The organism is Mangrovibacter phragmitis, from assembly GCF_040429585.1.
Taxonomy (GTDB): Bacteria; Pseudomonadota; Gammaproteobacteria; order Enterobacterales; family Enterobacteriaceae; genus Mangrovibacter; species Mangrovibacter phragmitis.
Genome location: NZ_CP134782.1, coordinates 1805292 through 1817450 on the forward strand (window position 1 = coordinate 1805292; position 12159 = coordinate 1817450).

Annotated in this window: 18 protein-coding genes and 2 pseudogenes; 19 read left to right on the plus strand and 1 reads right to left on the minus strand. The window is 61.1% G+C overall.

Going from position 1 to position 12159, the window contains the following annotated elements; genetic code table 11:
* Window positions 1–222: 222 nt before the first annotated feature.
* The 7 genes from MPHASIOC01_RS08615 to MPHASIOC01_RS08645 all read left to right on the plus strand — a co-directional run bounded on the left by MPHASIOC01_RS08615 (window position 223) and on the right by MPHASIOC01_RS08645 (window position 3736).
* Window positions 223–651 (plus strand): antirestriction protein, encoded by a 429-nt coding sequence (locus tag MPHASIOC01_RS08615; RefSeq protein WP_353614369.1) that lies wholly within the window; start codon window positions 223–225, stop codon window positions 649–651.
* A 56-nt stretch (window positions 652–707) separates the two neighbouring features.
* Entirely contained in the window at window positions 708–1118 is a 411-nt protein-coding gene (locus tag MPHASIOC01_RS08620) for a DUF1380 family protein (protein ID WP_353614370.1), read from the plus strand.
* A gap of 9 nt (window positions 1119–1127) precedes the next feature.
* Window positions 1128–1319, plus strand: coding sequence for a hypothetical protein (locus MPHASIOC01_RS08625; RefSeq protein ID WP_353614371.1), 192 nt, complete (start codon window positions 1128–1130; stop codon window positions 1317–1319).
* A gap of 439 nt (window positions 1320–1758) precedes the next feature.
* Entirely contained in the window at window positions 1759–2262 is a 504-nt protein-coding gene (locus MPHASIOC01_RS08630) for an antirestriction protein ArdA (RefSeq protein ID WP_353614372.1), read from the plus strand.
* 183 nt (window positions 2263–2445) lie between these two features.
* Complete coding sequence (locus tag MPHASIOC01_RS08635) at window positions 2446–2817, plus strand: hypothetical protein (RefSeq protein WP_353614373.1); 372 nt, start codon at window positions 2446–2448, stop codon at window positions 2815–2817.
* Window positions 2818–3061: 244 nt separating this feature from the next.
* Entirely contained in the window at window positions 3062–3286 is a 225-nt protein-coding gene (locus tag MPHASIOC01_RS08640; RefSeq protein ID WP_353614374.1) for a hypothetical protein, read from the plus strand.
* 54 nt (window positions 3287–3340) lie between these two features.
* On the plus strand, window positions 3341–3736 hold the full coding sequence (locus tag MPHASIOC01_RS08645; protein WP_353614375.1) for a hypothetical protein: 396 nt from the start codon (window positions 3341–3343) through the stop codon (window positions 3734–3736).
* 377 nt (window positions 3737–4113) lie between these two features.
* Here the strand turns inward: MPHASIOC01_RS08645 and MPHASIOC01_RS27645 are convergent.
* Window positions 4114–4321 (minus strand): annotated as a pseudogene (locus MPHASIOC01_RS27645) (hypothetical protein); the annotation flags it as partial.
* A 308-nt stretch (window positions 4322–4629) separates the two neighbouring features.
* Here MPHASIOC01_RS27645 and ssb point away from each other — a divergent pair.
* From ssb to MPHASIOC01_RS08710, 12 genes and pseudogenes are all read left to right on the plus strand, one after another.
* Window positions 4630–5106 carry a single-stranded DNA-binding protein gene (ssb, locus tag MPHASIOC01_RS08655; RefSeq protein ID WP_353614376.1) on the plus strand — a complete coding sequence of 159 codons (477 nt, stop codon included), beginning with the start codon at window positions 4630–4632 and terminating at the stop codon, window positions 5104–5106.
* Between the two features lie 60 nt (window positions 5107–5166).
* Window positions 5167–5391 carry a DUF905 family protein gene (locus MPHASIOC01_RS08660; protein ID WP_353614377.1) on the plus strand — a complete coding sequence of 75 codons (225 nt, stop codon included), beginning with the start codon at window positions 5167–5169 and terminating at the stop codon, window positions 5389–5391.
* Window positions 5392–5455: 64 nt separating this feature from the next.
* On the plus strand, window positions 5456–7435 hold the full coding sequence (locus tag MPHASIOC01_RS08665; protein WP_353614378.1) for a ParB/RepB/Spo0J family partition protein: 1980 nt from the start codon (window positions 5456–5458) through the stop codon (window positions 7433–7435).
* A gap of 43 nt (window positions 7436–7478) precedes the next feature.
* The gene (gene psiB, locus MPHASIOC01_RS08670; protein WP_353614379.1) at window positions 7479–7904 is read left to right on the plus strand and encodes a conjugation system SOS inhibitor PsiB; all 426 of its coding nucleotides are present in this window, start codon (window positions 7479–7481) and stop codon (window positions 7902–7904) included.
* Complete coding sequence (locus MPHASIOC01_RS08675) at window positions 7901–8632, plus strand: plasmid SOS inhibition protein A (RefSeq protein WP_353614380.1); 732 nt, start codon at window positions 7901–7903, stop codon at window positions 8630–8632. The genes psiB and MPHASIOC01_RS08675 overlap by 4 nt, the downstream gene beginning before the upstream one ends.
* Window positions 8629–8796, plus strand: a complete 168-nt coding sequence (locus MPHASIOC01_RS08680) for a hypothetical protein (protein WP_353614381.1) — start codon at window positions 8629–8631, stop codon at window positions 8794–8796. The genes MPHASIOC01_RS08675 and MPHASIOC01_RS08680 overlap by 4 nt, the downstream gene beginning before the upstream one ends.
* A 203-nt stretch (window positions 8797–8999) precedes the next feature.
* Window positions 9000–9149: pseudogene (locus MPHASIOC01_RS08685) on the plus strand (DUF5431 family protein); the annotation flags it as partial.
* Complete coding sequence (locus MPHASIOC01_RS08690; protein WP_353614913.1) at window positions 9097–9216, plus strand: type I toxin-antitoxin system Hok family toxin; 120 nt, start codon at window positions 9097–9099, stop codon at window positions 9214–9216. The pseudogene MPHASIOC01_RS08685 and the gene MPHASIOC01_RS08690, both read left to right, overlap by 53 nt.
* 767 nt (window positions 9217–9983) lie before the next feature.
* Window positions 9984–10346 carry a hypothetical protein gene (locus MPHASIOC01_RS08695; RefSeq protein WP_353614382.1) on the plus strand — a complete coding sequence of 121 codons (363 nt, stop codon included), beginning with the start codon at window positions 9984–9986 and terminating at the stop codon, window positions 10344–10346.
* Window positions 10347–10435: 89 nt separating this feature from the next.
* Complete coding sequence (locus MPHASIOC01_RS08700) at window positions 10436–10648, plus strand: hypothetical protein (RefSeq protein WP_353614996.1); 213 nt, start codon at window positions 10436–10438, stop codon at window positions 10646–10648.
* A gap of 10 nt (window positions 10649–10658) precedes the next feature.
* On the plus strand, window positions 10659–11195 hold the full coding sequence (locus MPHASIOC01_RS08705) for a hypothetical protein (protein ID WP_353614383.1): 537 nt from the start codon (window positions 10659–10661) through the stop codon (window positions 11193–11195).
* Between the two features lie 51 nt (window positions 11196–11246).
* Window positions 11247–11606, plus strand: a complete 360-nt coding sequence (locus MPHASIOC01_RS08710) for a hypothetical protein (protein ID WP_353614384.1) — start codon at window positions 11247–11249, stop codon at window positions 11604–11606.
* The last annotated feature ends 553 nt before the right edge of the window (window positions 11607–12159 follow it).

The following is a 12159-nucleotide window of genomic DNA, read 5'->3' on the forward strand; positions in this document are numbered from 1 at the left end:
CGGCCTTAGCCGTGCCGTTACTTTAGCCCGGCCACTGCGGCTGCAAGGGTTCGCTGTCGCCGACATCCTCACCCGTTCCCCCCGTAAACGGCGCATTCAGCCCGTTTACGGCGCGCATGCGGCTTCCGGTGTCGCCCCTGCATCCTCCGCTTTTCGCCGGGCTGGCGTTCCGTCACGGCTCAGGCCGGAACTGTTATCCCCTTTAACCGTGGAGGAAAAACCATGACCACAGCACAGGCTGCTGACAACGTATTGCTCACCGGGGCACAGCGCCTCACTTTTTTGCCGGATTTGTTTGGCAGCGATTTCATGCTGTCGGAGGCGTCCGTGTACGGCTATGCGCAACGTTTTTGCCCGGACTATCCGGGTGGATTCTGGCAGTTTTATCGTCTGCCGGACGGCGGCGGCTATATGGCACCGGATGTGGACACCCTGACATTCTGCAACACGGATAACGGGTTTGAGCAGACCGTGAGCGGGGACGTGGCGGGGATCATCCTGACCGCGCTTGTCCTGAATCACCGGAGCTGGCACCACAGCCACCATGACCGTGAGGAGCTGTGCCGCCACTTCTGCCGCCGCTATGAACAACTGATGGCATTTGCTGACACGCACCCGGATGCCGCCGTTATCTGGCGTGCGCTGGACTGACATTCGCACGGGCGGCACGGCCGCCCGTATTCCCGACAGAACACAGGAAAAACACCATGTACGGCACCACGACAGAAATCTGCATTCACCTGCTGACACATTTTATCCCCGGCGAAAACATGACCGTGCTTGTCCTGACGGAGGATGATATCCGGGAACTGACCCCCGGCATGCACCCCACGCCCGACGAAGCACGGCAAATCCTCAGTCTGATTGCCTCCGCCGACGGTCTGGAGTTTGGCGTGTCTGAAGACACGGTCATCACCCTGCTGTCATCACTGCGTGAAGCAGAAACCGGCCAGACGGTTACCGTTCCCGCACAGATGTTACGGGCGGTGATGCACCTGGCCGGGCGGGAAATGGAACGGATTGCGGATTGCGCGCGCGAGGGGGGCGGGGACGCGGAAGACTCCCTGCGCGAAGAAAACCATATGATGGCGACGCTGCATGGCGCGCTGGGCGATTAAGGGGAACAAATGAAACTGGCACCTGAATCACGCGACATTCTGCGTCGTTACCGCAGACTCATCAACGAACGGCGGGCGGCCGACGGGCTGACCCCACTCAGGACGGAGCAGGTGATTGATGACCTCTGCTATTTTCTGTCCTGCCAGAGCACGGTTTACCTGTGCGGGCAGTTTATTCGTCAGGGGGAAGCCGTCCGCTAAACGGACTCAGGCAGAGGGAACTGCCTGTTTCCCGTGATGCTGACCGGACGACACACGAAGTCTGGCTGTCATGAAAAACGGGAAGAGGATGTCGCTCAGGCGCTCCACTGTACCGGCGTCCTTCCACGATGTTCCAGTCCGCTTCCGGCGTACCGTGCCTGCCTGCGGCAATCGCCGTGCCTCTACTTTAGCCCGACCGCTGCCAATACAAGGGTTCGCTGTCGCCGCCACCCTCACCCGGTCGCAGTGTTTTAAGGCCGGTCGTCAGTCTTCCCGTCGTTACAGGCCTCAATATTCGGCCAGTAACCGTCCAGCCTGTCTCCGTTATTTATCTGCGCTGCGGCTTCCGGTGTCGCCCCTGCATTGTTCGCTGTTCGTCGGGCTGTCGTGTCGGCACGGCGAAAGCCGATCCCCGGATAACCCAGACTAAGGAGACGTTATGGAACACATTACCACCCCGGCGATTTATGTTGGCACCTGGCACAAATACAACGCCGGGAGCCTGTATGGTCAGTGGTTCGACCTGACCGAATTTGATGATAAAGACGATTTTTATGCCGCCTGCTACGCGCTGCATGCCGGTGAAGCTGATCCGGAACTGATGTTTCAGGATATCGAAGGGATTCCCGGCCAGTTCGCGTCTGAATCGTCCATAAGCTGGTCGTTTATCGACGCATGGAAACAGGCGTTTGAGGACGGGAATGCGGCAGCATTTGTCGCCTGGTCCGGGTATACGGGGCGCTGTGACTATGATGCCTTTGAAAATGCCTACTGTGGTGAGGCAGAAAGTGAAGAGGCGTTTGCCACCGGACAACTGGAGGATTCCGGCGTACTGAATGAAATTCCAGAGGCTCTACGCGGATATTTCGACTATGAAGCCTGGGCCAGAGATTTGTTTCTCAACGAATATGACCTGGTCGACGGATACGTGTTTTCACACTGACAGGGCACGGCTTACCTGTGCGGGCAGTGTATTCGCCAGGGGGAAGCCGTCCGGTAAACGGACTCAGGCAGAGGGAGCTGCCTGTTCGTGCGCCTGAACCCCTCCCGCAGGCCTCCGGCCTGCCGGAAACAGGCAGGCCGCGCCAGTGGCGCTGCTGCCAGTCTCCGGTCGGGGTGTGAAGGGATGCCCGATCATCCGGATGTCCCGGTATCCGGGATGGGGGTGACGGTGTTGGCCATCCGGGGTTTGCTGCTGTTTGATGTTCCTGATGTTCCTGATGTTCCTGATGTTCCTGATGTTCCTGATGTTCCTGATGTTCCTCTTACTTTTCCTACTGTGGTTCCGGAAAATGCACGGTCAGGGGCTGACTCTCCGGGCGTCCGGGCGGCTGTCATGCTTCGCACAGAGCCAGCGGGGCTGTCTCTGCCCGGGCCCGTTCCGGGCCAGCGGGTTTCCATCCTGACGCAACAGCGGCTTGCAGTGTCCGTTGACGGACACGCCGCCCTGTCGCGCCGGGGGCGGCGCTCCCTGCAGCCCGGTACTGCCAGGCTGTAAGGCGCAACGCCGTTTCGCTGCCGCGCGCCGTCGTTGCGGTGTCTGCCTGCTCATTCCCTGCCCGTGACCGTCACTCCCGTGTGAGTCCCTTCGCCCGGGCTGAGACAGCCACAACCCGTCTGGCTGTCCAGGGTAAATAAACGGACACGAAACTTTTTTGCAGGCAAAAAACTGTCGTGTCCGCCCCGGACATCTGCACCGGGCCGTGCCGGTTTACGCCCTCGCGGCGAGGGTTCTCAAACGGGTGACAGCAGTCACCACCGGCGGGAAACATCAGGAGGAAGAGAGGCAGGCCCGCGAAGCGACGGTGCCCGCCGCCGCACTCGAAATTGCGCTCAGGGTGGCGTGGGATTTTATGCGCCTTGAGGACGCACAGAGCGGCAAGGGGGCGGCCGCGCGGCTGTATCCGCACGAAACACAGGCGCTTTTACGTGTCAGCGCCGCGCTGAAAGCGCAGACAGACGAATAACCGCCCAGCGACAGCGCGGGGGTGGCGCAGCCACCCCCGATAAGGAGCCAAAAAATGTACGGAACCGTCAGCCAGCTTTACCACCGCCTGAAAACCGAATTTCAGGGCGAGGAAAAAATCACGCTCATCATCTGGCGTAAAGAGGATGTGATGAAGGTACTCCATGACGAGCACCTCACGGAGGAAACCGCCGCCGAAATCGTGTGCGACATCTCGACATGGGACAGGGATGCACAGCACGAAGCTGGCGTGGGCGCTGAAACCGTCCGGTTTATCGCCAGTGCCGTCCGGCACGCCGCAGCACGCGGTAACCGGCCAGTGACCGTTTCTGCCAGCGACCTGGAAATACTGGCTGAAGCCGCAGGCCGGCTGCTTGAAACCGGCGGAGATGATGATCCGCGCGCCATTGAAGAAGCGCTCAGTCGTGCCTGGGAGGCCATTAACCCGTAAACGCCGGGAGCAGGGCAGGGAAGCCCGACGCCCTTTCTGGCCCGGGCGAAAACACCGCCGCCTGCGGCGGCAGAACGGCAGAAGACGCGCCTGGCGGCGCGCTTCACGCCGTACTGCTGGTTCATACTGCTTGCCTGAGTTCAGGGAAAATAAAACCAGGTCGTTGAGATGAGAACATCGTTGATTTCAAAAACGGCAATGCTTTCAACCGGAGAGGGTGACTGACATGCCAGACCTCTTATTTTTTGAATTAATATGTTTTCTATTAGCATTAATATTCATTAGTGAGAGTTATTTAATAACACCTTTTTCAGGCCGCGCCAGTTTAACAGCTAAAGATCCTTTACCCCGGGCGTCCGGGCGGCTGTCATGCTTCGCACAGAGCCAGCGGGGCTGTCTCTGCCCGGGCCCGTTCCGGGCCAGCGGGTTTCCATCCTGACGCAACACCGGCTTGCAGTGTCCGTTAACGGACACGCCGCCCTGTCGCGCCGGGGGCGGCGCTCCCTGCAGCCCGGTACTGCCAGGCTGTAAGGCGCAACGCCGTTTCGCTGCCGCGCGCCGTCGTTGCGGTGTCTGCCTGCTCATTCCCTGCCCGTGACCGTCACTCCCGTGTGAGTCCCTTCGCCCGGGCTGAGACAGCCACAACCCGTCTGGCTGTCCAGGGTAAATAAACGGCCACGAAACTTTTTTGCAGGCAAAAAACTGTCGTGTCCGCCCCGGACATCTGCACCGGGCCGTGCCGGTTTACGCCCTCGCGGCGAGGGTTCTCAAACGGGTGACAGCAGTCACCACCGGCGGGAAACATCAGCCGGCAGACACAAAACGTCAACACCGCGGCTCCGGAAACTCAACGGGTGACGGGGTGTTAAAACCACAACAGAGGGGGATTTATCATGGCATCACGGGGCATCAACAAAGTGATTCTGGTCGGGAATCTGGGGCAGGACCCGGACGTGCGTTACATGCCGAACGGCGGGGCCGTGGCCAACCTGACGCTGGCCACCTCAGAGTCCTGGCGGGACAAACAGTCCGGGGAGCTGCGTGAGCAGACCGAATGGCACCGGGTGGTGCTGTTCGGAAAACTGGCCGAGGTGGCCGGGGAATACCTGCGCAAAGGCGCACAGGTTTACATCGAGGGCCGGATGCGTACCCGTAAATGGCAGGACCAGAGCGGTGCAGAGCATTACACCACGGAAGTGGTGGTGAATACCGGCGGCACGATGCAGATGCTGGGTGCCCGTCCGGCACCTGCCGGGCAGACCGGCCGGAAAGGCCGTCAGGACACGACCCCGGCTCCCCAGTCTGCCCCGGACATTCCTCCGGCAAACCCGGCAGATTTTCCGCCTTTTGATGATGAGGTGCCCTTTTAATTTCCCTTTTTCCGGCCCTGCCTGGCAGGGCCTTCACTGACACAGAACACGGAGAAAAATATGGCCTTTCCCCACCTGCCGGACGGTGAGTTTACCCGTCAACAGGCCGAAGCCCTCACGGAGCGGTTTCATAACGTCACGATTGAAGATGATCAGCGCAGCCATTTTCGCCTGGTGGTTCGTGACCGTGACGGTGTGCTTGTCTGGCGCGCCTGGAATTTTGAAGCCGGTGCCGGGGTCATGCTGAACCGCTATATCAGCCGCTACGGCGTGGCAAAACAGTAATCAGAAGGTGCCGGACGCAGCCACGTCCGGCATGAACAGTCATTAACACAGCGAGGTATTAATCATGTCCGTCACAGAGTCTGCCGTAAAAACCCCCCGGAAAGCAAACAGGAAGAAGCCTGATGCCGCACAACGGACGGCGCTGGATGAGGCCGTCAGTGCGGCTGAAACACGCCTGGTGCCGCTGTCAGCCCTGCGTCCGTCACCGCTGAATGTGCGCACCCTGCCATACAGCGTGGACAGTATCCGGGGGCTGGCGGAGTCCGTCGCCACCACCGGTCTGCTGCAGAACCTGACCGTCCATGCCCTCCCGGACGGATTGTATGGTGTGGCAGCCGGGGGGCGTCGTCTCAGTGCCCTGCAACTGCTGCGTGAAGCGGGGCGTATCAGCCCGGATTATCCGGTGGCGGTAAAAGTGATCCCGGAAGCCCTGGCAACGGTGGCCTCCGTGGCGGAGAACGAACAACGGGCGGCAATGCACCCGGCTGAGCAGATAACCGGGTTCCGCACACTGGCAGAGCAGGGGCAGACGCCGGAGCAGATCGGGGCGGCACTGGGGTTCGGGGTGCGCCATGTCCGGCGCATGCTGAAACTTGCCGGACTGGCGCCCTCACTGCTGGCCCTGCTGGCTGAAAACAAACTGACCGTGGAACAGGGCCAGGCACTGTGTCTGGAAAGTGATCCGGTTCGCCAGATGGAGATTTACGCGAACGTCACCGCACAGTGGTCAGGCGCCCCGGTGCATGCCCTGAAACGTGCGGTGACGGATACCGAAATATCCGTCACCCATGCTGCGTTCCGGTTTGTCGGTCGGGAGACTTACGAAGCCGCCGGGGGCGTGGTGCGTGAAGACCTGTTCAGTGCCGAAGAGGGGGCCGGTACGGCAGACAGTGGGCTGGTTTTCCGCCTGTTTCAGGAAAAGCTGGACGGGCTGGCCCGGGACATTCAGCAGCAGGAGGGCTGGGCGTGGAGTCTGGGCAGAAATGACCCTGTCCGGCAACACGGCGAAGACCGGGAAACCTTCCTTGTCCAGGAGGCCCCGGACCCGGTATACACCCGGCATGAACAGGGACGACTGGATGAACTGCAGGCGCGTTACAGCACCTTTGACACAGAGTGTGAGGAAGCGGCTGAACTGGCGGCAGAGATTCTGGCACTGGAAGAAGCCGGTGAAATCTGTGCCTGGCCGGAAGCGGTGAAGGCGGTGTCCGGGGTGGTGGTCAGCATGTTGTCTGACGGGGAAATCCGGATCCAGCGTGGCATTCGTCGCCGGGCCGACATGACGGAAGAGGAAAACAGCCGCCCGGTGGCGTCAGTGCTCAGTACCCGACAGCCCGATGCCGCAGAAGGGGTCAGTGTGCCGTTGCTGACAAAAATGTCCTCGGAACGGACGCTGGCTGTTCAGGCCGCGCTGATGCAGCAGCCGGAAAAAGCGGTGGCACTGATGACCTGGCGGTTGTGTACCAGTGTGTTCGGCGGGTATGTGTCCACCGCACATCCGTTCCGGCTCAGTGTGACTGTGTCACACGGTACCCTGACCGCAGAAGCCCCGTCCGGGAAGAACGGCGCGGCATACCAGGCGCTCATGGCAGAAAAACACAGTCTGGAAAACCTGTTACCGGCTGGCTGGGAAAAGGACTTCACCACCTTCTTCACCCTTGACGGCAGTGTGCTGATGGCGCTGCTGGCCTTCTGTACCGCCTGTTCCGTGGACGGGGTTCAGACCCGTGACTGCGGTCATACCTCGCGCAGCAACCTTGATCCGCTGGAAAACGCTATCGGGTTCCACCTGCGTGACTGGTGGCAGCCGGGGGCGGAGAACTATTTCCGCTCCCTGAAACACAGCCAGATTGTGGATGTGCTGAATGAGGCCGGGATGACCGGGGCCGCCCGGGATGCGGAGAAGATGAAAAAAGGGGAGGCGGCAGACCTGGCGGAAAGCGTGATGGCTGGAACCCGCTGGGTACCGGCCTGGCTCTGTGCGGCGGATCCCACGGCCCGTCCGCGCAGCACTGACACTGACACCCCGGCACACGCCGCCTGATGATGCAGACCGCCCCCGGAGGGGCGGTCATAAGGAGAACCCCATGTATTCCCTGACCGACCTGAATAATTTTTCTGCCTGTGATTTTGAAGCCATCCGTGAAAGCGGCGAGGTGACCCGCCAGTCCCTGACCAGCGATGTGCTGGCGACCATTATGATCCCGGAAGGGTGGACGGTTATCCCGGAATGCCGGGGTGAATTTGGCGGGCTGTTCCCGGTCCAGTGCCGGTTCTCACCGGTCGATAACCCGGCGGTGGTGGTGTGCCTGTGCAGCCCCGGCGAACTGAGCGGAACCTGGTTGCTGCTGCTGGCTTCGCCGGACGGCAGTGTGCTGCGCCCGCTGATGTCCGGCGAACAGCTTGAACCGCAGCTCACCGCGCAGTGGCTGGCGCGGGTGGCCTCCCTCTGCCGGTTCGGCTGTACCCCCCGCACGGTGGCCTCTCTGCTGGATGAGGAGGTGGTCGCATGATCCCCGTCAACCGTTCACTGACCTCCCTGCATCCTGCCCGGCAGGCGGCCCTGCAGGCCATTACCCGGGTGGAAGAAGACCGGCAGGCCGGGAACCGGCTGCCTGAACATCCGTATGCCCGGACTTTCCTGCGCCTGCTGACCGGGTCGGGCAGACTCAATGCCACCAACGCACGGGCCATTCCCGCACTGGTCTGGTCTCCCCGCAACGGGCAGGGAACCCTGAAAGAGGTGGAAAGCGCCCTGGATGAGCTGCTCGCTTCGCAGGGCGAACACTGCCCGCTGCCGCTCCCCCTCGCGGTCGCCGGTGCGCTGTTCCCGGATGTGGCGTTCCGCAAACGTACCCGCCTGGAGCGTCAGGCCGGACTGAAACGGCACAAGGCCGGCCGCCAGGAAGATAACCGCATGGCGCAGGCTGCCCTGCAGCAACAGAACCTGGTCAGTCAGGCCCGGACTGAACTGAATTTTCATTCCCCGGACACCGTGGGGGCCTGGTACGAACGCTGGCAGGATGACCTGAATGAGCGGGAACTGTCCGGGCTGTTTACTGCGTGGTGCAGCCGGTTCGCATCACTGGCTGACGTGGTCTGGCTGGAGCAGGCCGGTGATCCACTCTGGAGCCGGTTACTCGCCGTGCGGGATATCGTGGCTGCCTCATCCGTCCGGGTGCGCATGGCTGAACGCTGGCAGGTGCCCAACAAACTGACGTTCAGGCGGGAGGCCGCATGAAGAAAGTGAACCCGTGGCGGGAAGAACTGGCACTGGCCCGGCGGCACCGCCGCTATCTGACGAACGTGGTGAACCGGCTGACCGGCTCAATGACATTGTGGCCAGCCGTTATCCGGGGATGCTGCCGCCACGGGTCTGACTGTTATCAGTGTAACCCGTTGTAAAAAGATAAAAAAAGGAATGACTGCCCGGTGTTTTGGGGCGGTTTTTCCTGGTCGGTCAGGGTAAAGGGCGGTATAATGGCGGTGGCGCTTGAGGCTTTTTGCCTCATGACGTTTCAGGTGGTTTGTGCCGTTGTTGTGAGGCAGAAAGAAGAAAAGCCCCGTAGGAAGTTAATTTTATTAACCAACCACACGAGGCCATCTGCTTGACTAGACACCAACAGAATAGCCTCTTAGCTGCCGTAAGGCAAGGAGAAGAAGGCCATGAAACTGCCACGAAGTACCCTGATCTGGTGCGTATTAATTGTGTGTCTCACACTGTTGATATTCACTTTCCTGACCCGAAAATCGCTCTGCGAAATACGGTACAGGGACATGAACAGGGAGGTGGCGGCTTTTATGGCTTACGAACCCGCTAAGTAGCCAACCCCGGCGGGGGGAAACCCCCGCCATTCAGGGGCTGATGATGTCCTGTTCTGCCACAAGTGCCTTATGAAGGGGTTGCCGGTTCGCTGGCAGCCCCTTTTTCCTGCCTGCAGCACGGCGGGAAACCCCTGGCCCCTGCGGGGCCGGAAAAACCGGGATGCGCCTGCGGCGCTCCCCCGGCTCCTCCCTGTCTGTGTCGTTTCCCCGGGTGTTCTGTACCGGTACGCTGTCTGTCACTGGCTACGGTGTCGGGGTTTTCTGTTGTTATTCCTGTTCGTCATTTTCCTGTTGTGGCGGGGGCATCCCGGTCTGTGACACCGGGCGTCCGGGCGGGCTGTCATGCTCCGCACAGAGCCAGCGATGCTGTCTCTGCCCGGCCCCTCCGGGGCGGCGGGTTTCCATCCCTGACGCAGTGGCCACACCCTGTCGCTCACACCGGCTGGCGCCGGCGTCGCTTTCACTGCCCGGCGAAGAAGCCGCCGGGCGCTGAGGACGACACGCCCTGGCGTGTCGGGTGCGTTCATCCTGTTTCCGCCCCCCGGGTGGCCACTCACGTCAGTGCCTTACGCGGAGGGCTTTGTGTAGCACCGTCGCGTCGTCATCCAAGGGGTATATAAACTCCGCCAACAGTTTTTGCCCGAACGGCCGGACAAAAACTGTTGTCTCCGCCCCTTTCCTTCCTCCTTGCGCCGTCGCTACCCCGCCCTTTGCCGCGAAAGGTCCCGACGAGAGATGGCTTAACCCCCAGAGAAGGAGACACCAGGATGAACACACACAACGTCAACACCGCCGCTCAGGAGCCCTCGGAAAGATGGGGGGTAAAACCGTACAGACCCGCAGGGACCGAAACCGGTTATCTCATTCTGATGGCGGCAGGGAAGAAAGGCACCGCAGACGAGGATATGGATGTTTATGAGTTCCGGTCTGTCGCGCAGCTGAAAGCCTTCAGAAAGCGCTGGCCAGAGAAAATGTGTGAGCAGTATGCCTACCTGCTCAGTGCCGGTACTGACCGCCACGGGCACCATGTGGCGGTGGCGACGGGAAAGCACTTCCGCCCGTTCCTGCGTGAGATTAAACGGGCCGGGGTGGACATTTTCCCCCGGAAAACGCCGGACGCCGGGCATTAAAAAAGCAGGGTTGCCCCTGCTTCCTTAATCCGGATTCAGTGAGCCCTCACTGGTTCCGGGTTCATCAATCACTCACAAGGAGTACACCGATGAATTTCGACCCGCAAATCGTCTCACAGGCGAAAGCGTTTGTAAATGATCTCCATGCCGGGAAACCGGCCCGGGTTCCCCGTATGCCGTTCGCGCAGTGGCAGGTGTTTATGACCACGGTACAGGCCGAACAGGCTCACGCCATGGCAACCCTGCGCCCGGCATGGCGCGCGTTTATATCCACCCTCCCGGCCAGCCCGGTCATTCACTGAGGAAAACAGAATGGACGCATTACAGCGAAAATCGCTCTCCGGCCTGTGGCTGGTGAACCTGGAGAACGGCGCACGGGGCATCATTCTGAACGGGGTGGCCGTCACCGGCTGCCGCGACCAGGACGGCGCACCGGCGGTGACGCAGACGGGCGAAAATCTGGCGACGGCACTGGGGCTGATGCTCTGCTCTGTCAGCTGGAAAACCCCGCCACTGATGCAGTGGGAATGGTCAGACATTGCCGAAGACATGGCCCGTTGTGTGACGCTCACGGAGAGCCAGCGCCGGGATGTCACCGTGATCCACTCCCGGCTGTCGGGTGGCGAAGCCATACACTTTACCGGTCATGACGTGCTGAGTGGGGCAAATAAAAACCTCTGGTTTCCGGTGCCGCAGGAAGCAGACCTCTTTGAGTGGGTGGAGCACATCATGGTGATGAACCACCAGGCGGAGAACGTTACCAGCATGGAACCCCGAATCCATGGCGGGAGCTACACCGACTACCAGGTACGTTACAACGCGAACCTTCCCGGCCTGAAACAGGCCTGATAACCCCGGCGACCCTGCACCGGCAGGGCCGCCGCTTCAGGAGAACATGACATGACACAGAAACAGCATGATGCGGTGTGCCTTTGCCCTGGCGACATGGCACCGGAAGAAATCCCTGCCCGTGTACTGGAAGCGATCGCCGGGCGCGCTGAAGGGCGTGAAATCCCCCTGCGTATTGACGGAAACAGTGACCGGGCCGGGCTGGCTGCGCAGGCGCTGTGGCAGTATGCCGGAATGACCGGGCTGGCACAGGACGGTGAAACGGTCTGGACCGTGATGATCGACTTTCTGGCGAATATGATGCACCTGGCCGCCGAACTGGACATGATCACCCCGGAAAATAGTCTCTTTAACGACATCGTGGAAGCGGCAGACTTTCATTATTCAGCAGAAGACGGGAGCGAAAGCTGACCGGTGCCGGACTGCGGCCCGGTACGCCGGGCACGGTCTGTGCGCCCGAAAGGCCTGCAGCTCCCTGCGGGAGCCGGGAGACAGGGGGCCTGCGGCCCCCCGCATTCCCGTCCGCGTGTGTTATCCCTGACTGGAGACCGGGCAGGGTGTCTGCCAGTTCTGTCTGTCAGTGTCCTGGCTGTCCGGCGGGATTTTTATCTTTCTGTCGTGGTGATGGTGTGTCACGCATGGTCGGTGACACCGGGCGTCCGGGCGGGCTGTCATGCTCCGCACAGAGCCAGCGGTGCTGTCTCTGCCCGGCCCCTCCGGGGCAGCGGGTTTCCATCCCTGACGCAGGGGCCACACCCTGTCGCTCACACCGGCTGACGCCGGCGTCGCTTTCACTGCCCGGCGAAGAAGCCGCCGGGCGCTGAGGACGACACGCCCTGGCGTGTCGGGTGTGTTCATCCTGTTTCTGCCCCCGGGTGGCCACTCACGTCAGTGCCTTACGCGGAGGGCTTTGTGTAGCACCGTCGCGTCGTCATCCAAGGGGTATATAAACTCCGCCAACACT

Bases quoted from the DNA above. Each gene is read 5' to 3' on its own strand.
- MPHASIOC01_RS08620 (WP_353614370.1), top strand. From the start codon at position 708: ATGTACGGCACCACGACAGAAATCTGCATTCACCTGCTGACACATTTT.
- MPHASIOC01_RS08675 (WP_353614380.1), top strand. From the start codon at position 7,901: ATGATCCCCGTCAACCGTTCACTGACCTCCCTGCATCCTGCCCGGCAG.
- MPHASIOC01_RS08645 (WP_353614375.1), top strand. From the start codon at position 3,341: ATGTACGGAACCGTCAGCCAGCTTTACCACCGCCTGAAAACCGAATTT.
- MPHASIOC01_RS08695 (WP_353614382.1), top strand. From the start codon at position 9,984: ATGAACACACACAACGTCAACACCGCCGCTCAGGAGCCCTCGGAAAGA.
- MPHASIOC01_RS08705 (WP_353614383.1), top strand. From the start codon at position 10,659: ATGGACGCATTACAGCGAAAATCGCTCTCCGGCCTGTGGCTGGTGAAC.
- MPHASIOC01_RS08615 (WP_353614369.1), top strand. From the start codon at position 223: ATGACCACAGCACAGGCTGCTGACAACGTATTGCTCACCGGGGCACAG.
- MPHASIOC01_RS08665 (WP_353614378.1), top strand. From the start codon at position 5,456: ATGTCCGTCACAGAGTCTGCCGTAAAAACCCCCCGGAAAGCAAACAGG.
- MPHASIOC01_RS08710 (WP_353614384.1), top strand. From the start codon at position 11,247: ATGACACAGAAACAGCATGATGCGGTGTGCCTTTGCCCTGGCGACATG.
- MPHASIOC01_RS08700 (WP_353614996.1), top strand. From the start codon at position 10,436: ATGAATTTCGACCCGCAAATCGTCTCACAGGCGAAAGCGTTTGTAAAT.
- psiB (WP_353614379.1), top strand. From the start codon at position 7,479: ATGTATTCCCTGACCGACCTGAATAATTTTTCTGCCTGTGATTTTGAA.
- MPHASIOC01_RS08625 (WP_353614371.1), top strand. From the start codon at position 1,128: ATGAAACTGGCACCTGAATCACGCGACATTCTGCGTCGTTACCGCAGA.
- MPHASIOC01_RS08680 (WP_353614381.1), top strand. From the start codon at position 8,629: ATGAAGAAAGTGAACCCGTGGCGGGAAGAACTGGCACTGGCCCGGCGG.
- MPHASIOC01_RS08635 (WP_353614373.1), top strand. From the start codon at position 2,446: ATGCCCGATCATCCGGATGTCCCGGTATCCGGGATGGGGGTGACGGTG.
- ssb (WP_353614376.1), top strand. From the start codon at position 4,630: ATGGCATCACGGGGCATCAACAAAGTGATTCTGGTCGGGAATCTGGGG.
- MPHASIOC01_RS08660 (WP_353614377.1), top strand. From the start codon at position 5,167: ATGGCCTTTCCCCACCTGCCGGACGGTGAGTTTACCCGTCAACAGGCC.
- MPHASIOC01_RS08630 (WP_353614372.1), top strand. From the start codon at position 1,759: ATGGAACACATTACCACCCCGGCGATTTATGTTGGCACCTGGCACAAA.